This window comes from Methanosarcina subterranea (assembly GCF_055385895.1).
Genome location: NZ_AP042426.1, coordinates 4,225,144 through 4,243,126, shown reverse-complemented (window position 1 = coordinate 4,243,126; position 17,983 = coordinate 4,225,144). Strand labels below are relative to the sequence as shown.

Annotated in this window: 19 protein-coding genes, 1 tRNA gene and 1 pseudogene; 11 read left to right on the top strand and 10 right to left on the bottom strand. The window is 42.6% G+C overall.

What is annotated here, in order from left to right; all coding sequences use genetic code 11:
* Positions 1 to 221 precede the first annotated feature (221 nt).
* The 5 genes from ACZ5A8_RS18495 to ACZ5A8_RS18475 all read right to left on the bottom strand — a co-directional run bounded on the left by ACZ5A8_RS18495 (position 222) and on the right by ACZ5A8_RS18475 (position 3,479).
* Entirely contained in the window at positions 222 to 650 is a 429-nt protein-coding gene (locus ACZ5A8_RS18495; RefSeq protein ID WP_229390053.1) for a hypothetical protein, read from the bottom strand.
* 395 nt (positions 651 to 1,045) lie between these two features.
* Positions 1,046 to 1,120 (bottom strand) — tRNA-Pro (locus ACZ5A8_RS18490).
* A 174-nt stretch (positions 1,121 to 1,294) separates the two neighbouring features.
* Positions 1,295 to 1,846 carry a UbiX family flavin prenyltransferase gene (locus ACZ5A8_RS18485; RefSeq protein WP_322225402.1) on the bottom strand — a complete coding sequence of 184 codons (552 nt, stop codon included), beginning with the start codon at positions 1,844 to 1,846 and terminating at the stop codon, positions 1,295 to 1,297.
* A gap of 2 nt (positions 1,847 to 1,848) precedes the next feature.
* Positions 1,849 to 2,226, bottom strand: coding sequence for a prenylated flavin chaperone LpdD (gene lpdD, locus ACZ5A8_RS18480; RefSeq protein ID WP_464530817.1), 378 nt, complete (start codon positions 2,224 to 2,226; stop codon positions 1,849 to 1,851).
* A gap of 35 nt (positions 2,227 to 2,261) precedes the next feature.
* Complete coding sequence (locus ACZ5A8_RS18475) at positions 2,262 to 3,479, bottom strand: HD domain-containing protein (protein ID WP_322225404.1); 1,218 nt, start codon at positions 3,477 to 3,479, stop codon at positions 2,262 to 2,264.
* 122 nt (positions 3,480 to 3,601) lie between these two features.
* Here ACZ5A8_RS18475 and cofD point away from each other — a divergent pair, with 122 nt between their 5' ends.
* Positions 3,602 to 4,531: a 2-phospho-L-lactate transferase gene (gene cofD / locus ACZ5A8_RS18470; RefSeq protein ID WP_464530815.1), complete on the top strand. Its 930-nt coding sequence runs from the start codon at positions 3,602 to 3,604 to the stop codon at positions 4,529 to 4,531.
* Here the strand turns inward: cofD and ACZ5A8_RS18465 are convergent.
* Positions 4,528 to 4,791: a hypothetical protein gene (locus ACZ5A8_RS18465; RefSeq protein ID WP_464530814.1), complete on the bottom strand. Its 264-nt coding sequence runs from the start codon at positions 4,789 to 4,791 to the stop codon at positions 4,528 to 4,530. The two genes, cofD and ACZ5A8_RS18465, sit on opposite strands and share 4 nt — an antisense overlap.
* A gap of 158 nt (positions 4,792 to 4,949) precedes the next feature.
* On the opposite strand from ACZ5A8_RS18465, the gene ACZ5A8_RS18460 reads away from it, so the two are divergent.
* From ACZ5A8_RS18460 to pscS, 8 genes are all read left to right on the top strand, one after another.
* Entirely contained in the window at positions 4,950 to 7,076 is a 2,127-nt protein-coding gene (locus tag ACZ5A8_RS18460; protein WP_464530813.1) for an FmdE family protein, read from the top strand.
* 388 nt (positions 7,077 to 7,464) lie between these two features.
* On the top strand, positions 7,465 to 8,034 hold the full coding sequence (gene hpt, locus ACZ5A8_RS18455; protein ID WP_229390047.1) for a hypoxanthine/guanine phosphoribosyltransferase: 570 nt from the start codon (positions 7,465 to 7,467) through the stop codon (positions 8,032 to 8,034).
* Complete coding sequence (gene dph2, locus ACZ5A8_RS18450; RefSeq protein WP_464530811.1) at positions 8,015 to 9,022, top strand: diphthamide biosynthesis enzyme Dph2; 1,008 nt, start codon at positions 8,015 to 8,017, stop codon at positions 9,020 to 9,022. Before hpt ends, dph2 begins: the two co-directional genes overlap by 20 nt.
* A gap of 110 nt (positions 9,023 to 9,132) precedes the next feature.
* Positions 9,133 to 9,726: an METTL5 family protein gene (locus ACZ5A8_RS18445; RefSeq protein ID WP_464530810.1), complete on the top strand. Its 594-nt coding sequence runs from the start codon at positions 9,133 to 9,135 to the stop codon at positions 9,724 to 9,726.
* Positions 9,727 to 10,229: 503 nt separating this feature from the next.
* The gene (locus tag ACZ5A8_RS18440) at positions 10,230 to 10,706 is read left to right on the top strand and encodes a hypothetical protein (protein WP_464530809.1); all 477 of its coding nucleotides are present in this window, start codon (positions 10,230 to 10,232) and stop codon (positions 10,704 to 10,706) included.
* The gene (locus tag ACZ5A8_RS18435) at positions 10,703 to 11,284 is read left to right on the top strand and encodes an exosome complex RNA-binding protein Csl4 (RefSeq protein ID WP_464530808.1); all 582 of its coding nucleotides are present in this window, start codon (positions 10,703 to 10,705) and stop codon (positions 11,282 to 11,284) included. Before ACZ5A8_RS18440 ends, ACZ5A8_RS18435 begins: the two co-directional genes overlap by 4 nt.
* Before the next feature lie 112 nt (positions 11,285 to 11,396).
* Positions 11,397 to 11,675 carry a DNA-directed RNA polymerase subunit L gene (locus ACZ5A8_RS18430; RefSeq protein WP_229390043.1) on the top strand — a complete coding sequence of 93 codons (279 nt, stop codon included), beginning with the start codon at positions 11,397 to 11,399 and terminating at the stop codon, positions 11,673 to 11,675.
* A 523-nt stretch (positions 11,676 to 12,198) separates the two neighbouring features.
* Positions 12,199 to 13,359 carry an O-phospho-L-seryl-tRNA:Cys-tRNA synthase gene (gene pscS / locus ACZ5A8_RS18425; RefSeq protein WP_464530806.1) on the top strand — a complete coding sequence of 387 codons (1,161 nt, stop codon included), beginning with the start codon at positions 12,199 to 12,201 and terminating at the stop codon, positions 13,357 to 13,359.
* A 354-nt stretch (positions 13,360 to 13,713) separates the two neighbouring features.
* Here pscS and ACZ5A8_RS18420 read toward each other — a convergent pair whose 3' ends face one another.
* Positions 13,714 to 14,052, bottom strand: a complete 339-nt coding sequence (locus ACZ5A8_RS18420; RefSeq protein ID WP_464530805.1) for a winged helix-turn-helix domain-containing protein — start codon at positions 14,050 to 14,052, stop codon at positions 13,714 to 13,716.
* A gap of 98 nt (positions 14,053 to 14,150) precedes the next feature.
* Here ACZ5A8_RS18420 and ACZ5A8_RS18415 point away from each other — a divergent pair, with 98 nt between their 5' ends.
* Together ACZ5A8_RS18415 and ACZ5A8_RS18410 are read left to right on the top strand one after the other, a co-directional pair.
* Positions 14,151 to 14,711: a ferredoxin domain-containing protein gene (locus tag ACZ5A8_RS18415; protein WP_464530803.1), complete on the top strand. Its 561-nt coding sequence runs from the start codon at positions 14,151 to 14,153 to the stop codon at positions 14,709 to 14,711.
* 450 nt (positions 14,712 to 15,161) lie between these two features.
* Positions 15,162 to 15,477, top strand: a pseudogene (locus tag ACZ5A8_RS18410) (helix-turn-helix domain-containing protein); the annotation flags it as partial.
* A gap of 210 nt (positions 15,478 to 15,687) precedes the next feature.
* On the opposite strand, the gene ACZ5A8_RS18405 reads toward ACZ5A8_RS18410, so the two are convergent.
* From ACZ5A8_RS18405 to ACZ5A8_RS18395, 3 genes are all read right to left on the bottom strand, one after another.
* Positions 15,688 to 16,356: a flavodoxin family protein gene (locus ACZ5A8_RS18405; RefSeq protein ID WP_464530802.1), complete on the bottom strand. Its 669-nt coding sequence runs from the start codon at positions 16,354 to 16,356 to the stop codon at positions 15,688 to 15,690.
* Positions 16,357 to 16,491: 135 nt separating this feature from the next.
* Positions 16,492 to 16,830, bottom strand: a complete 339-nt coding sequence (locus tag ACZ5A8_RS18400) for a winged helix-turn-helix domain-containing protein (RefSeq protein ID WP_464530800.1) — start codon at positions 16,828 to 16,830, stop codon at positions 16,492 to 16,494.
* A 105-nt stretch (positions 16,831 to 16,935) separates the two neighbouring features.
* Entirely contained in the window at positions 16,936 to 17,532 is a 597-nt protein-coding gene (locus ACZ5A8_RS18395; protein WP_464530799.1) for a hypothetical protein, read from the bottom strand.
* Positions 17,533 to 17,983: the final 451 nt, after the last annotated feature.

The window sequence follows — 17,983 nt, the reverse complement described above, 5'->3', positions numbered from 1 at the left end:
AATGAATAAGAAATAAAAATAGAAATAAAAACTGAAATAAAAACTGAAATAGTGAAACAAGCACGAGACCCGATCCGAATCGTGATCCGGATTCTGTTTTTTAAGGAAAAATTTCTTAGCACATGCCTGTCTGATAAAGCGCAGGCATATGCCTCTTCTTTTGTGCTTATTCTTCCTTCTTTTTATTCTTTTATTGGATTTCGTCCCTTCGTTTTTTCAGCTCAAAGCTGCTCAAAAAGTTGCATGTTATCGAGGACCGACTTCATCTTCCAGTATACATATCTCTTATATGCACCGGGATCAGGGATATCATAAATCACATTTGCATGAACGTTCCAGGCAACATGGTTGACGAGCTCGCTTTGCTGCAGTTCATCTACAAAATATTTGAGCTGGCTGAAGTCATCGATACTGTCTCTCCAGTCTCCAGCCCTCAGTTCGCTTCCCTTATCCTCTTCTGTCATCTCCATCTTCCGCAGGGCAAAAGCGTATATCTCGAGCAGGGTGATGTTTGCAGGCGAGACGTTCCTGACAATCGGGGCTCCTTCCCGCATACTTTCTTTCAGCCTATCCGTAAATGCAAAGATGTCGTCGGATGTCAGGGTATTTTCAGCTATCTTTTCTTTTAATGTTTCAAGAGTCTGTTTCATGATATTTTACCCCTACATAAAATGGCTCACATAGTATAATTTTAAATGGTGAGTTCCAGGGAGTACTTATTCACACCTAAAATAAGTAATCAGTTTCTGTATTAAAATGATTCTAAATCAGTCAGTTATGCGGAGTTATTCACTCACGCTTAAAATAAGATAGCGTGTTTTCTGTATTAAAATTATCCTTCATTTATAAAGATATTACACAATAATTATTATTTTTTAATTGTAATTATTTGAATTAATATCTTTTATTCTGTAAATCAAAGTAATAAAAAACTGTTAAGCAACCGTAAAAACCGTTAACTAAACCATAAAAACTATTAAACAATAGTAAAAAGTATTATTCAGTAATTTCCGGTGCAGGATTTACAAAAAAGATGATAAAGAAATGGGATAGCGCGGATTTGAACCGCGGTCCAAGCGTCCCAAACGCTCGAGGATGGACCAAGCTACCCTACTATCCCAAGGGGTACCTCCTCTCAAAGGAGATTATCCTTTATATAGCTTTCGTTAGAACATGCGCCTGTAATCTTAATTTACGGATTAAAACTTCCAGCTTTACCTACTTCGATTCTTGATTTACTTACTTAACTTCCCGGGTTTGTGCCGGGATTTCCCCCTGATCCTCAGCCCCTTTCTCACTCCCAGCGCTGATAAATGTCGTTTTCAATTCCTAAAAGGTCAAGCGCCCTGCCAGCCATGGTGTCTATGAGTTCGTCCAGGGTTTTCGGTCGGGAATAGAAGCCCGGACATGCCGGGAGGATGCTTGCGCCTGCCCGTTTAGCCTTCAGCATGTTCTCAAGATGGATAAGGTTCAGGGGGGTTTCCCTTGTCATAAGGATAAGTTTTCTCTCTTCTTTCAGGCAGACGTCTGCAGCCCGTGTTATCAGGGTGTCAGATATCCCGTTTGCAACTGCCCCGAGAGTCTTCATACTGCATGGAGCAATGACCATTCCTGCAGTTTTGTAAGAGCCGCTGGCTATGGGTGCTGAAAAGTCTTTCTGGGAATAATTCCAGGTTGCAAGTCTTTCCACTTCAATGGGTAAGTAATCAGTTTCGATCTCGATTATCTGTTTTGCAGCTTCGGTCAACACAAGATGGGTCTTAATTCCTTTTTGCGCCAGCACTTCAAGAAGGCGGATCCCATACTGTACCCCTGAAGCTCCGCTGATACCTACAGTTATTTCCATTATTAGCTTCTCCTTGCTGTCATATCATTTTTTTCACAGGAGGCAATGAAGTTTCCAACCATTTCCTCTGCGGCTGAGACTATTTCCCTTATCCCTTCGGGATTAATATTATCTACATGGATTCCGACAACAACTACCGATGTTTTTCCTGTTGCCTTACTCACTCGTCTTGCACTGTCCAGGGCAAGCTGTTCTTCCCTATGTCCTGGCAGCGTGAGCACGGAAGAACTGGCTCTCCTGCTGTTTTCATCAAAAAGCCCGACCGAAATTGCACCTGCATGCTCTTTCCCGCCGGTAAGGGTCAGCAGGTAGTCTTCCCCGAGCTTTTTAACTTCGAGTGTGATTTCGACTCTGCTGACTTTCCTTGTGATTTTAAACAAAATATTTACTCCTTATTCCTGTGCTTTAGTTTCCCTTACCCCTGCATTTTAGTTTTTTCCAGATCGCTCAGCTTAAATTGTTTTGTGGCTTTTTTTACGTTAAAATATTCCTTTGCAGCTTTTTCCACGGCTTCGCAGTGTTCCTTCGGGCAGTAGACTCCCATCCTCCAGTTATCCATGTGGGCTTCCTGCAGGATGGACACGAAATGCGAGGCTTCGTTAAGCGGGATCATCCTGTGATTTGTTTTTATCATTGCTTTCATTTCAAGCATTTCGGGAGTCTTTGGAATATCCACAAGTATGCATTGTGGGTCAACTCCTGCCAGTTCTGCAATCTCCTTCTCTGCCCTCTCAATTTTATCACGGTACTTGAGCACACCTTTTCCTGCATCCTCAAGCCCTGTATAGAGCGCCCGCTTATAGAGTCTGCGCGCATCCAGTCTCCTGGCAAGTTCTCCAGCATATCCGCTTGCGTTTCGCATGGCTGCTATCAGGTCTGTGTCATCCATCTGTCTGAGCCTGGACGGATCAAGTTCCCCGTTTTCAATCATATACTCTACGGCTTTTGAGCACATTGCTTCCGAGATCCTGGTCACGTGATGATAGTAAACCGAGGTATTCATCCAGAATCTGGAGACCAGAAGAGATTCGGCAGCTTTCAATCCCCCGTAGTCGACAACGAGTCTGTCTTCATGAAAACGCATCTGGTTGATCAGGCGGTTATAGTCCACAACCCCAAACGCAACACCTGTGTAATGAGCGTCCCGCACAAGGTAATCCATCCTGTCCACATCGATCTCACTGCTGAGGATCTGTCCCAAAGAAGTCTCGCCTTTGACATGTTTTGCAAGGTCTCCGGGGGAAATCCCGTGCTTTTTCAGTACTTCTTTTATTTCCCCTTTCCCTACAATTTCCTTTACATCATCATGCCTGCGCCGGGTATATTTATCGATAACGTTTTCGGTTACGTGAGAAAAAGGCCCATGTCCTACATCATGCAAAAGTGAGGCAGCTCTTATTTCCTTTTTTTTATCCTCTTCAATTGAGTCGAGGTTTTTCATCAGCATGGAGGCAAGGTGCATAGCTCCGAGGGAGTGTTCAAAACGGGTATGGTTCGCTCCCGGATATACTAGGTTTGAAAAGCCAAGCTGCCTGACTCTTCTGAGGCGCTGCATCTGGGGGGTAGCCAGAAGTTCCTGGACGATTTCATCCATTTCGATGTAACCGTGTACGGGATCAAGGACCACTTTCATTATTCTTTAGACAGATTTCATTATATATTGCTGTATCTATTACTTTGATGCTATTAATTTAATACTAATTGCAGAGCAGCTGCTACCCGAAGGCTGAACAAAATCCGGGAAAAGGTATTATCATGATTGTATTCTCAGGCGGCACCGGAACTCCCAAACTCCTTGACGGGCTCAAGGAAATCCTCCCACCGGAGGAACTGACTGTTGTTGTAAACACTGCCGAAGACATGTGGGTTTCTGGGAACCTGATCACTCCAGACCTTGACACAGTTCTCTATCTCTTCTCAGACCAGATTGACCGGAAGAAGTGGTGGGGCATAGAAAACGATACCTTCAGGACCTATGAGCGCATGCAGGAACTCGGGGTCGAAGAAAGTATGAAGCTCGGGGACAGGGATAGGGCAACCCATATTATCCGCTCGAACCTTATCAGGGGAGGGGCATCCCTTACGGATGCAACAGTGAAACTTGCATCTCTTTTCGGGATCGATGCAAACATTCTACCCATGTCCGATGATCCGGTTTCCACCTATATAGAGACCCTGAAAGGGGTTATGCATTTTCAGGATTTCTGGATCGGAAATCATGGAGAGCCCGATGTGCTTGGAGTTGACATAAGAGGAGTTTCCGAAGCTTCAATTGCTAAAAAGGTTCTGGAAGCCCTTGAGAAGGAAGATAGAGTCCTCATAGGTCCGAGCAACCCAATAACCAGCATAGGCCCTATTATTTCCCTTCCTGGAATGAGGGAACTGCTGATGCAGAAAAAAGTTGTTGCAGTCAGCCCGATTATAGGAAACGCTCCTGTCAGCGGGCCTGCCGGAAAACTGATGCAGGCATGCGGGCTCGAGGTCTCTTCTATGGGAGTTGCGGAATATTATCAGGACTTCCTTGATGTCTTTGTTTTCGATGAAAGAGACCTGGCAGATGAATTCGCGTTTGAGAGACTTGGATGCCGCGCTACCCGCGCCGATACCCTCATGACCTCTACCGAGAAGAGCAAAGAACTGGCAGAAATCGTAGTAGGGCTTTTCGATACTATTGTCTGTCCTTAATTTCCTTTTTTTATTTTTCCCTTATCTTCCTTTTTTTCTTTACCTTTTTCCTTTTTAACTTTTTTTTCTCTCTTCTCTTTCTCTCTTTCTTGTTTTTTTCTCTTTTCTTTCTTGTTTTTTAATCTTCTCTTTCTCCCTTCTCTTTCTCTTTTTCTTGTTTTTTTCTCTCTTCTTTCTTGTTTTTTTCTCTTTCCTTTTTCCTTTTTCTTTCCTATAAATTTCCTTATCGTTCTCGTTTTTACTGATAAGATCTTCAACATTAACAAAATTCGAAAGTTTTATGTATTATTTTTTTTATCTTTTGTAACACTAAAAAACATAAAATTGAAATTTTATCTTAAATATTACTACCGCTTTCTGACTAATACTATATTTTGTCAGATTAAATAAATGATTTGTGGACAGTAGAGGAAAAAGCATGATCGGAGAAAGTGTAATGACTAACAAGAAAATCAAGACAAAAATCACGGATTTTGTCTTTCTGACAATACTTATTTTTTCCCTCGGCTCTATTCCAGGGATGGCAGCTGAAGTTGATAACCAGGGGCTAATGGCTCAGGCCTTTGCTGCGGCCGAAGCAGATCTGGGGGTTATCGGACCTGAAAATACTCTTATAATCACCGACGTCGGTTCTCCTGCAGAGTCTTATGTTTTTCTGGACGATTTCTATTCGGAGTTTTATGGACGGGAGTTACTGTATACACAGAACCTGCTTGTAGTCCAGAACGCAAGGAACGCCCCTCTCTGGTTTGCTTTCTTTAACAAATCCAGCGGGAACTGCACTTTTATCGAAGTTTCATACGGAGACGAGAATGAGATCAGCTACCAGGTGGCTGAAAATATAGACTTTGATGAACTTTCAAAAAATAAGAAGTCCATAGAAGCCTGGAATGAAAAAGTGAATTCTACGATTTTTGATGGGCGTGAGTTTGCTATCCTTACAATTTCCAATGCCTGGGCTACAGGAAATCTCGATTATGAACTCATGCAGTGTCTGGAAATACACAACCATTTCTGTCCGGGGGTTTCCAGCGGCTTTGTGCTTGCAAACTGGCTGGAAGATAATTACCCGCTTGAGGAAGGGGTAAGTTACACTGTTTTCTCCTGCCCCAACTGGTGCAAAGAAGATGTCTTCGTTAAGCGCTGGGATGCAACTCCCGGAAAAGGAGGAATCTTTGTCTCTACGCTCACAGACGAGGAAATAGAAGCAATCGGGAACTCTCCTGCCGGAATCTTTGTGGTTACGGATAAGAATGCCGGAACCATACAGGCAGTGGTGCTTGGGTTTGACTTCGATGTTGTGAGTGCGAATTGCGGGGCAAAAAAGGATGATCCTGCATGGGTGTCGAAATACCTGATGGATCTCTGGCTTATGGGGCCGGATAACTGGGATGAAGAAGGACTTGTTACGAAAATCGCAGTCATTGACATCGATAAGGATACCCTGAACGAAATGAAACGGGCAGGGGTCAATCCCTATGAAGTTCTCGGGCTTCTCAACTCAACAGGAAATGTTAATCCGCCAGTTGATGATAAGGAACTGATGGATCAGGTCTTTTCCGCAGCCGAAGAAGAGCTGGGAGTTCTCGGGCCTGAAGACACTTTTATAATGACTGATATCGGCTCTCCTGCAGAGTCCGATTTCTTTTTGAATGATTTCTATTCAGAGTTTTATGGAAAGGAGCTGCAGTATACACAGAACCTGCTTGTAGTCCAGAACTCAAGAAATGCTCCTCTCTGGTTTGCTTTCTTTGACAAATCAAGCGGGAACTGTACTTATATTGAGGTTTCATACGGAGACGAGGATGAGATCAGCTATCAGGTAACAGAAAATATAGACTTTGATACACTTTCCAGAAGTCAGGAGTCTATAGCAGCCTGGAATGAAAAAGTGAATTCTACGGTTTTTAACGGGCGCGAATTTGCCATCCTTACAATTTCCAATGCCTGGGCTACCGGAAATCTTGATTATGAACTCATGCAGTGCCTGGAAATACACAACCATTTCTGTCCAGGAGTTTCCAGCGGCTTTGTGCTTGCAAACTGGCTGGAAGAAAACTATCCTCTTGAAGAGGGGGTAAGTTATACTGTTTTCTCCACCCCTCACTGGTGTAAGGATGATGTTTTCTTAAAGCGTTGGGATGCCAGCCCTGGAAAAGGAGGGATTTTTGTCTCTGAACTTACAGACGAAGAACTGGAAGCAATTGATAGTAACCTTGCTGGAATTTTCGTTGTCAGGGATAAAAATGCAGGAACTCTGAAAGCAGTTGTACTGGGATATAACTCTGATGTAGTGAGTGCGAATTGCGGGGCAAAAGAAGATGACCCTTCATGGGTTTCAAAATATCAGAAGGACCTCTGGCTTATGGATCAGGAAAACTGGGAAGGCCTTGTTACGGAAGTCGCAGTCATCGACATTGATGGGGATACCCTTAGCGAAATGAAACAGGCAGATGCAAATCCCTATGTAGTCCTTGGACTGCTTAATCAGGAGAGAAATGTCAGCACCCAGAATAAGGACTCCCCGGAGTCGATAACTGGATGAATAAGTCTAAAACAGGGCAGAATGCCCGGTACTGGCGATTGAAGGCATTTGACGGGTTTTTTTCACCCATTTTCTTTTTTACTCTGGGTTCTTTTTTATTTTTAGCGGTTTTTTACATATGTTTTTTACCTATATTGTCCTTAAATTTATTAACACTGAGATAACTATTTATTATAAATTTCCTGTATCTCGAATATAAACGAACTAGAACTTGAAAAACCAAAGCTATATCAAGTACTTCAATGTTTCCTGAAATCGATTTATCTTTCCCGGTAGAATGTCTGTATATCCGTATCTTCTCCGGGAGGCAGTATACTTGGGGTTGCAGGATATAATTTAAGGGTTTTTACTTCTCGGAATATTGAATAGCCAAAAAAAGGTTAAAACCATGCTTGAAAGACTTAGAGAGTCACTGATTAATTCCCCTGTGATCAAGCGGGGTGAATACAATTATTTTATCCATCCTATTTCTGATGGTGTACCTTCCATAGATCCCCATATGGTAGAAGAGATTTCCGATTACATAACAAAGATAGCAGACATGAATGTTGACACTATCCTGACTGTCGAAGCTATGGGAATTCCGGTTGCAAATGCCCTCTCCCTGAAAACCGGAATCTCTCTTACTATTGTTCGGAAAAGGCCCTACTTCCTTGAAGGAGAGGTGGAACTTTCCCAGAGCACAGGATATTCTAAGGGCGTCCTCTATATAAACGGGCTCAAAAAGGGAGACCGAATAATTATCGTTGATGACGTTATCAGTACAGGTGGGACGCTTCTTGCACTCGTAAGGGCGCTAAAAATTATGGGCGTTGAGGTAACGGATGTAATTTCCGTTATAGGACGCGGAGACGGCTATCTTAAGCTGAAGGAACTAGGGGTTGAACCCAAGATTCTCGTCACAATTGATGTGAGCGAGAAGGGTGTGGAGATTAAGAATGTCTTTGGGAATCAGTGAAGCATTCGATTTAAGGCCTGACTATATAATCAGCGTAATAAAGGATACGAAAGCAAAGCTTGTGGGCTTTCAGTTCCCCGAAGGGCTGAAGCGCAAAGGCCCTGGACTTGCGAAAACCGTTGAGGAGGCTACCGGAGCTGAAATTATCATCTCAGGAGACCCATGCTTTGGGGCGTGTGACCTGGACAGGACTCTTCTTGATCATGTTGACATTCTTTTCCACTTCGGGCATGCGGAACTTGAAGACGTTAAGCTTTCGGATAAAGTGTACTTTATTGAAACACGATCATCTATTGATGTCCGGCCTGTTGTTGAAAAGGCTGTCCCGGAACTTAAAGGAGAGAGAATAGGCCTGATAACCACTGTCCAGCATGCCCATAAGCTTCCTGATGCATGCAGTGTACTCGAGAAACGGGGAAAGATCTGCATTATCGGGCGTGGGGACTCAAGGATTGCCTATGCAGGACAGGTGCTCGGCTGCAATTTTTCGGCAGCGAGGGATGAAGATTGTGATGAGTACCTTTATATCGGAAGCGGTGACTTCCATCCCCTTGGGGTAGCTCTTTCCACAAAAAGGCGTGTCCTTGCAGCTGACCCGTTTTCCGGAGAGGTTCGTGAGGTTGACCCTTCAAGGGTTCTCCGCCAGCGCAGTGCGGTAATTGCAAAATCTCTGGATGCACAGGTTTTCGGGATCATTGTCTCAAGCAAAAACGGGCAGAAGAGGATGGGACTTGCCTCTTCCCTGAAAGAACTCGCAAAAAAGCATGGAAAAGAAGCACCCCTGATCCTTATCGATCTCGTAACCCCGGACCAGCTACTTCAGTTCAAGGTGGATGCTTTCGTAAACACTGCCTGTCCCAGGCTTGCTGTGGACGAAGTGGGGCGTTTTCCTTCCCCTATGCTGACGCCACAAGAATTTGAGATCGTGCTTGGAGAACGCGAATGGGAAAAACTTGTGCTGGACGAAATTACTGAAGAACCTGTATAACCTTTTACCAGGTATAAAACAGAGAAAGCGCAAAAGATGTGAAGCATAAAAAGCGCAAAAGTTGTGAAGCATAAAAGCTCAAAAGATTGAACATAGAAAATTCAAAAGATATGAAACAGAGAAAACTTGAAATACTGCTTGAAGAAATAGAAGGTTTTTCCAATCCCGAACTTGAGCTGGAGCAATACCAGACTCCTTCCCTTCTTGCTGCGGAAATACTCCATTTCGCTTACATGCAGGGAGACCTTGACGAATCAGTCCAGGACCTGGGCTGCGGTACAGGCATTCTTGCAATAGGGGCAAAAATTCTGGGGGCCAGGAAGGTTCTGGGATATGATGCGGACCCAAAGGCGCTTAAGGTTGCAAAAAAAAATGCCGAGAAGTTCGGAGTGGAGGTTGAGTTCGTTTGCTCCGATATTACGGAAGTCTCAGAACGCGTAAAAACCACTCTTATGAACCCTCCGTTCGGGGCAAGAGTTAAAGGCAGAGACAGACCCTTTCTTTCGTCAGCATTAAGAACAAGTGAGGTAATATATTCCATCCACAACCGCGGAAGCCTTGCTTTTATCCAAAAGTTCATTAAGCCTGCGGTCATTACACACTCTTATGTTGCGAAATTCCCTATAAAAAGGACTTTCGACTTTCATCAAAAAGAAAGAGAGATTATTGAAGTAGAGATTTACAGAATTGCTGTTCATGAATAAGGCCCGGGTTCACGAGTCATTTAGGCGTCATGTTTTACAGCTTTCACCTTCAGGTTCCTATTTAAAAGGCGGAATCCATAACTCATTGAATAGAGAACAGGTTATAACATAGCGAATAAATCCGTAACGTAGAGAATAAATACATAGCGTAAATAATCACATCGAGATACATAACCTTGGATAAATACTTTGAATGGATACTTACGATGGATACTTACGATAATTCCTTCTGTATGCACTGAACTGTACACACTGCCAGAAGGGAATAATAAATCTATGAAAATATGGGAATAGATGGTTCCTATTCCTTAAATGGGCAATCAAATGGGTTCAATTTCCGCCAAAAGCTCTATAACGATTACTGAAAAAAATAAGACCGTGGCTATTTATAACGACTATATATATTCACTAATAGCGATAATTAGAATGAGGGATCATGATTAGAATTAGAAAAAATAAGACTACCAGGAAAAAATTAACAAGCCCTGGTGAAGGAAAATCCGTTGCCGAAAAGCCGGTTCCAGCAACTGCAGAAAACAAGGATCAGTTTAAAGGCCAGCAAAGGGACCAATCCCGAGATCAGTTTAAAAGCCAGCCAAGAGACCAGTCTCGAGATCAGCCCAGAGATCAATTTAAGGGCCAGTCCAGGGACCAGTTTAAAAGTCGTCAACCCCGAGACCAGCCCAGAGATCAATCTCGAGATCAGCCCAGAGATCAATCTCGAGATCAGCCCAGAGATCAATCTCGAGATCAGCCCAGAGATCAATCTCGAGATCAGCCCAGAGATCAATCTCGAGATCAACCCAGAGATCAATCTCGAGATCAGCCCAGAGACCAGTTCAGGGGACACTCAAGAGACCAGTCAAAGGACCAGTTCAAAGGCGACCCTAACAAAAAGAGGAGATTTCCATACCCCAAGAAAGGTCCCAGAGATCGGAAGGAAATGCCGGGTTCCAGGCCGCCTGCCGGGGAAGCTGTGAAATCGGAAGAAGACCTTGAAAAAGGAGGTTTTGTTCTTCCGGGGGAACTTGTCGGAACTACAGAAGAATTCAAACCAGGCCCTGGAACAGCAACAATTGCTGGAGACATTTATTCTACTGCTACTGGCAATGTACTCATTGACAGAAAAGCCAGAGTAGTCTCGGTTAAGCCGAATACCCTTACTCCAAATATACTGAGAGTAGGGGACATAATTTACGGCAGGATCACTGACGTCCGCGAGTCCGGGGCAATGGTGGAAGTTGCAGGAATTGAAGGAAAAGAAAACAGGGAAATTGTCAACACAAGGTCCGGGGATATCCACGTTTCAAATGTAAGGGACTCCTATGTCAAGAGACTGTCAGATGAGTTCAGACCGTCTGATATCATAAAAGCCCGAGTCATTGATGTTGATAGATTGCGCCTCACTACAGCCGAAGATTCTCTTGGAGTTGTAAAAGCTTACTGCTCAAACTGCAGAGGAGAACTTGTGCTGGAAGGGAAAAAGCTTAAATGCCCTGTATGCAATATGACTGAAACCCGTAAAATCTCAACCGAGTACGGGAAAGGAATCCAGTAAATTTCTCTTTCCCATCTTACTTTATGCAGGTTTCGGTATTTTATGGCGGATTATGCCTTTATGGTAGCTGTTATAGCCGATTATTTTATTCACCATTTACAGGTGGTCACCAATGGAACTGAACATCATTACCAAAACAAATAACGAGCTCGAAGTTGAGCTCAGAGGCGAAACTCATACCCTTCTCAATCTTCTTAAGGACCTCCTGATTAAAGATGAAAGGGTTGAAGCAGCTTTTTACGACATGAAACATGTGAGCATCAGCGACCCTATCCTTTACCTCAAAACCGATGGATCAGACCCGATTCTGGTTTTAAAGGAAACGGCAGCAATCATTGTTGCTCAGTGTGACGAGTTTATCGATGTCTTCAGCAAGGCAGTAAATGCCTGAAGCCGATGACTGCAGGACGTCTTTTTAAGGCGTTTTGCTCCATCTTTCTTCTATCAGGGGCTTTCTTCTGCTTTGTACTTTAGTTAAAGGCCTCTTCAAGTAAAAGCTTCTGGATAGTGCTTTTCTTCCCATTTTATGCCTTCAGGTAAATGAAATTCAGCTCTCTCTTCTATGGCAGTCTCTACTCTGCAGCATTTTAGTGCTCTTTTTACAGGTTATTTCCGGCATACTTTTTTATGAATTCTTGGCATATCACTGATACATAGAGCTTGCAGGTTAAGTTATGTAAGAAACATTAAACTCAATCTACAGTAAATGTTTCCATAACGTTATAAACAGTAAACCAGAAACGTACCCTCGGATTCATAAATCTTGTAATTAGCAATAAGTCTATTTACCAGCTAACAGGAAGTCTTATAATCTAGACAGAACCGTAAGTTTAACCAGAAATCCTGAATTTACGTTTTAACTTATAGATTCACACCTTGAAATAATTTTACAATTTCGCTGAGGTATAAAGAATATGACACTTGACGATTCATCCTTACAGAAGTTTGGTTTCATAAAACGAGAAACTCTTGGCAGCATAAATATCGATCCTCTCCAGACCGGCGGGCTTTTGACCGAGGCTGCCAGACAGACTCTTGTTGAATGGGGAGACGGTTACTCTGTCTGCGACTTCTGTGGTGGGGTCCTGGACCAGATTAAAAAACCCCCTATCCATGATTTTGTACATCAGACACTGCCTGAATTTCTGGGTTGTGATGAAGCAAGAGTTACAAATGGGGCAAGAGAATCAAAATTTGCAATTATGCATTCAGTAGGAAAGCCCGGGGATTGGATCGTGCTTGATGGGCTTGCCCATTATTCCTCTTATGTTGCAGCCGAGAGAGCCGGTCTGAATATCAAAGTAGTGCCGCATGCAGGCAGCCCGGAATATTTCCTTGACCCTGAAGGATATGGAACCGCAATTGAAGAGGTCACAAAAGAAAGCGGAAAACCTCCAGCTCTGGCACTTGTTACTTATCCTGACGGAAGTTACGGAAACGTTCCAGATGCCAGAAGAATTGCATCCGTCTGCCACGAATATAACGTGCCCCTTCTTCTGAACGGAGCGTACTCCGTAGGAAGAATGCCGGTATCTGCAAAAGAAATCGGGGTTGACTTTGTAGTGGGTAGCGGACATAAGTCAATGGCAGCATCAGGCCCGGTCGGAGTGCTCGGGGTAAGCGAGGAATATGCTCCGGTCGTGTTCAGGAAATCCGTACACAGTAAAGTAAAGGAAGTCGAACTTTTGGGATGCACTGCAAGGGGAGCTACGGTTATGACCTTGATGGCTTCTTTCCCTGAGGTGGTAAAGCGCGTCCGGAACTGGGACCAGGAAGTTGAAAACGCCCGCTGGTTCTCTTCAAGGCTTGAGGGCATGGGTTTTATCCAGCGCGGGCAGAAGCCCCATTCTCATGACCTTATGTTCTTCGAAGCCCCGGGTTTCTATGAAATCTCCCAGAAAGTCAAGAACGGAAGGTACTTCTTGTACAGGGAACTCAAAGAACGCAATATACACGGCATCAAGTCCGGGCTTACAAAATTTTTCAAGCTCAGTACCTTCGGGCTCGGAAAAGAAAAACTCGGCACTGTTGCGGATGCTTTTGAAGATATCCTGAAGAAGTACGAGAGCGTTTAAAGTCCGCTAAAATTAGATCTTTTTGACGTCCGGGAAGAATCTGACAGTTCCTTACCCCGGGCATTATGAATACTTTTTTTGAATCTATCTTTTGAAACCGGAATTAGATTCCCATTATGAATGACGGGTTCCTCTGAAAAATGTCTCATACTGAGTGATAAGTCGTTTGAATGATTTTTTCACTGGCTGAACCCTTATTTTCGCTTCTGATTTTCAAGAAAAATTCGGATCTTGAGTTTTCTGCTATTGTCATGGCTAGAAAAATGCTTACAAAAAAAGGTTTTGGGTCTATGTATTTTGTTTTTATTGCTTATGGAGCTAAAAACGGAGTCCCTTTTCGGGCATCAGTCTGTTTTACTTCTTCAACTCCACATTTTCCACATACCCTTCTCCCCGTGGGGTCAGGACATAATATGCAGGTTCCTCGCTGTCCTCCTTTTCGATACAGAGGGTGCTTTCAAGCATATTCAGGTTGTAGCGTGCCTGGTAATCAGTGAGCTTGAACTCTGCTTTGATTTCTTCAAGGGACATCCTGCGCCCTTCAAGGGCTTTAAGGATTTTTCTCCGGGCAGGGTTCTGGAGCGCATTCAGGACGGTCTTATGGTCTTCGCTCATGTTCTCTTTCATTTTGCCTTCCTGCTTCATCTTTGCGACCCATTCTTTTTTTCTTTTTGCAGCTTCTTCGGGAGTCATGGTAGTCTTTAATATATCGACTTGAATATGTAAATAAGTTTGTGGGATAGACTCATCCCGGATTCACCTATTTATAGAATAGTTTCCAATTTCTCCGCATGAAACTAAACCCTGAACTCGAATCCATTGAAATGCTTGCAAAAATAATGCTCACCGCGGCCCGGACAGCTCCGAAGGGCAAAGGTATTGACGATATTGTGACCTGCCTCCTTTCCCCTGAAGAAAAATCAGAACTTGCCAGCAGGATGGAAGAGCTGAGTGAAATCAAAGACCTTAAGTTTCTAATCAGGGACGCAAAAAATGTAAGGGACGCGGACGCAATTGTCCTTATAGGTCTGAAAGCCTCAGGTGTAGGCAACCTTGACTGCGGAGCATGCGGTTTTGAAACCTGTAAAAAGATGCTTGAACACGAAAAAGTGCGGAAAGAGTTCCTCGGTCCCCAGTGCATGATCAAATACCTGGACCTCGGGATTGCTGTTGGCTCGGCTGCTGCAAAGGCAAAGGACCTCTGCGTTGACAACAGGATTATGTATTCTGCCGGGGCAGCTGCCTGTTATTTTGAGATGATCGATGCAGACGTAGCAATGGGAATTCCACTTAGCATTAAAGGGAAAAATATCTTTTTTGACAGAGAATCCACAAGAAAAGTCCAGAAGTAAACTACCACAAGTTGAAGACTCATGGGCTTTTCGGAGCCCTAGTTTACCAGACTACAGGTTGGAGTTAAGCAAAATCTGTTAACAATAGAAACAAATACATAGTTACCTTACGATGCCATCCCAGTTGTAAGCTTTAAGGTGCATTGTTAAACAGTTCTGAGAGGTAGGAACTGTGCGGTGCATTCAAAACTGTCTCATATAAAGTCGAGGGGAAGCCGGATTTCTGAATTGACTCCACAATCGGAATGCGCATAACCTTGACAACGGGAAAAATTACAAGTGTTTGTACTGAACATAGAAGGAAAGCCACTAATGCCAACAAATCCTCAAAGGCCAGGATATTATTGAAATCGGATAGGGCAAAGGTAGTGAGAAGAATACCATTTATAATAATCACTTCTTCATATAATGCGGCATTATTATATTTGAGATAACTATATTAGTTTAATTATAAGCTTGGATATGTTTATCACTTATGATATTGCCATGCTATCAGTCGTTCCTGCAAAAAAATAGGCAGATGAGACTTCAAGCGTTATTATTGGTTAAAAATGGCTTGAGCCCAGCTAAAGTTGCAGAAAATATTTCAGTTCGCTGGTTAACGGTTCATCGTTGGATGAAAAGAGTTGAAAAAGAAAGTCCGTTCAGCCCTAAATGCAAACGCGGTCGAGGAGTAAAGCCTTTTTAAGCAGTAGAATAGCTTTCTGAATTAAAGAGAGTACTTTCAAAGTCGATATCAACAGACTGTGGGTATTCTCGTGGTTGGTTACGTACTTATGGTGGCAATAATAACATTTTTTAAGGTTTGAAATGCAAAGAGTAAGAACTTGAATTACTTGGTTTGAAACAAAGTGGAGTATTACAGGAATGCTGTTAATCAGTATATAAGAAACCCGATGTATGCCTTAGCATAAAAAAATTCCAAAATTCAAAAGTTGCCTGAAATGCAGACAACCGCGTAAATCTCAATATGGTTTTATTTCTGCCCTTCTAGAGATTTCTGTCTCCTTACGAACCTGATTCCCATCTCAAAGGCTCTCTCACAGTCTTGAGGAAAAACTTCTTCTCGCCTTTTTGCCTTCTCTTCAGCGTAATAATTATCAGCGACATACTTAGAGTAATCATCGAACTGATAGGTATCAGTACTGCAAAGTGATTCAGAATATCCACAGATTCTTGATGCAAGCATGTCGTTCAATTCAATGAGCTTATTAATGCCAAAAACTTCGGAATGTTCCTCCTTGATATTCATAGTATAAATGTGACCGACAGGAATGTTCTTCGGATATAACGATTTTGGATCGGGAGAGTAGGCCATAAACGGAAACATATAACGCTCCATGAATGACCTCATTTCGCCTGTACAATTACTAAAATAGATAGGTGATCCAAGTATTACTGCATCAGCATCTTTCAGCTCCTCCAGCACAGATGTTAGCTCATCATTCATCGCACATTTTCCATAACTTTTTCCATCTACTACCTTACAGGCAAAACAACTTGTACAACCCTTAAAATTGAGATCATAAAGATGGATTATTTCTGTCTCTGCACCCTCTGAGGCTGCACCTTCAAGAGCTTTTTCAAGCATAGTTGCAGTATTCCACTTCCTTCTGGGACTTCCGTTTATTGCTATTACTTTCATAATTCACCTTCATCTCTTTTTTCAAAATTTGTCTATTATCACACATTAAAAGTAGAATGAGATTTTTTGAGCCACGGCCATATTGAGCTAATAGATTACATCTCTATGTACATCTGCAGAAAGTGAGTTGGAGCTTTATTTTTTCATTTCTACATTTTCCAGATAGCCTTCTCCTAGCAGGGTTGGGAAATAGAACATTTTTCCTTCCTCTTCCTTTTTTTCGATATAAAGGGCATCTTCCAGCATATTGAGGTGAAAATTTGCCATGTGGTCATTCAGGTTGAATTTCTCTTTTATTTCCTCAAAGGATTTTCTTTCATTCCCAAGGGAAACTAGGATTTCTCTTCTCACAGTATTCTGAAGTACCTTAAGCCCGAATTTGTGACTTTCGGTCGGATTTTTAGTCAGCTTACCTTCACGTTCCAGTTTCTCGAGCCAGTCTTTTTTTCTTCTTTCATTTTCATTTGAGTCCATATTCTGTCACTTTTCCAGGAGCATTCATTATTCCCGGCATTTGCCTGGCCAGAATACTCTTTAAACATATCGATTTATTCAATCACTAACTTGCTTAATGAAAAGTTAAGAATCAAACGATACAATGTATGTTTCATCCCCAAGTTTCCGTCCCTTCACCAGCTCACAATGTCTTAGTATTGCAAGCTGATTCATCGTTTCCTGCATGGTAAGTCCAAAAAGCTTTGATATTTTTTCAGGTGTAACCCCGCCTTCTTCCAGGATGAAATCACAGATTTCTTTTTGCAATTGTGTAAGTCCTTCTTTCCCTACAAGCCCACGCTGCTTTCTGAAGAGTTTCATTGATCGCACAGCCATGGGGTCTGCAAACTTAATTTTTTGATGTTCTTCCAGATAACAATCTTCACATATTGCTTGGCCGTTTTCTTTGACTAATTCGTTTCCCAGAATTTCTTTCCCGCATCCAGGACATATTATAAAATAGGGGACATTTTGATCCAGTTCTCTACTACCGGATTTATTCGTTTTTATCAGGCCATGGAACTCAAGGTAGCCCACTATTTCGTAAACTGTTGATCTGGATATCCCATACCCTGATTTCGCCTTTTTGATAACATCACGAATGTGGAACCCCCGGTCTACATGAGCTTCTTTTATGCATTCGAGGGTCCAAATCTCTTCTTCGTCCAGTACAAGTTTCATTGAAGTCACCAGGGAGTATGTACTTATGCAGAAGTAAAATTCCGAGTATGGAGCAGTTTCAAAACCCGGAGTTTTTTAATTTTACCAAACTGAGATTTCTGGAGCAATCCTTATTATAGGCTTGTCTCTCTATTTTATTCCTTTATAATATAAAAACATATCGTTATGCTTATATATAAAATTCTTCTTTAAACCAAATTCAATTCAGCTTTAGTGTAGAAGGATTCAGTGGCTTCTTCAGACGTAATTTTCTTAAATTTTAGAAAGAAGACCAGGAACAGGGATGCATACTGCTACTAAAAAGCCTGCAAATAGGTCCGAGGTATAAATTTCATGAGTAAGAGTGAGATCTTTTCTAGTGAATCATTCCAGACCCACAAGCTAAAGCAAGGCAGTTAGGCATCAATATCTAACGTAGATAATTCCCAGAATTTTTCACATTTTGTTCTCA

Coding starts and splice junctions, on each gene's coding strand:
- ACZ5A8_RS18475 (WP_322225404.1), bottom strand. CDS start 3,479: ATGAAAGTGGTCCTTGATCCCGTACACGGTTACATCGAAATGGATGAA.
- pscS (WP_464530806.1), top strand. CDS start 12,199: ATGACACTTGACGATTCATCCTTACAGAAGTTTGGTTTCATAAAACGA.
- ACZ5A8_RS18395 (WP_464530799.1), bottom strand. CDS start 17,532: ATGAAACTTGTACTGGACGAAGAAGAGATTTGGACCCTCGAATGCATA.
- ACZ5A8_RS18420 (WP_464530805.1), bottom strand. CDS start 14,052: ATGACTCCCGAAGAAGCTGCAAAAAGAAAAAAAGAATGGGTCGCAAAG.
- dph2 (WP_464530811.1), top strand. CDS start 8,015: ATGTCTTTGGGAATCAGTGAAGCATTCGATTTAAGGCCTGACTATATA.
- hpt (WP_229390047.1), top strand. CDS start 7,465: ATGCTTGAAAGACTTAGAGAGTCACTGATTAATTCCCCTGTGATCAAG.
- ACZ5A8_RS18465 (WP_464530814.1), bottom strand. CDS start 4,791: ATGTTGAAGATCTTATCAGTAAAAACGAGAACGATAAGGAAATTTATA.
- cofD (WP_464530815.1), top strand. CDS start 3,602: ATGATTGTATTCTCAGGCGGCACCGGAACTCCCAAACTCCTTGACGGG.
- ACZ5A8_RS18415 (WP_464530803.1), top strand. CDS start 14,151: ATGAAACTAAACCCTGAACTCGAATCCATTGAAATGCTTGCAAAAATA.
- ACZ5A8_RS18460 (WP_464530813.1), top strand. CDS start 4,950: ATGATCGGAGAAAGTGTAATGACTAACAAGAAAATCAAGACAAAAATC.
- ACZ5A8_RS18400 (WP_464530800.1), bottom strand. CDS start 16,830: ATGGACTCAAATGAAAATGAAAGAAGAAAAAAAGACTGGCTCGAGAAA.
- ACZ5A8_RS18445 (WP_464530810.1), top strand. CDS start 9,133: ATGAAACAGAGAAAACTTGAAATACTGCTTGAAGAAATAGAAGGTTTT.
- ACZ5A8_RS18405 (WP_464530802.1), bottom strand. CDS start 16,356: ATGAAAGTAATAGCAATAAACGGAAGTCCCAGAAGGAAGTGGAATACT.
- ACZ5A8_RS18430 (WP_229390043.1), top strand. CDS start 11,397: ATGGAACTGAACATCATTACCAAAACAAATAACGAGCTCGAAGTTGAG.
- ACZ5A8_RS18485 (WP_322225402.1), bottom strand. CDS start 1,846: ATGGAAATAACTGTAGGTATCAGCGGAGCTTCAGGGGTACAGTATGGG.
- ACZ5A8_RS18495 (WP_229390053.1), bottom strand. CDS start 650: ATGAAACAGACTCTTGAAACATTAAAAGAAAAGATAGCTGAAAATACC.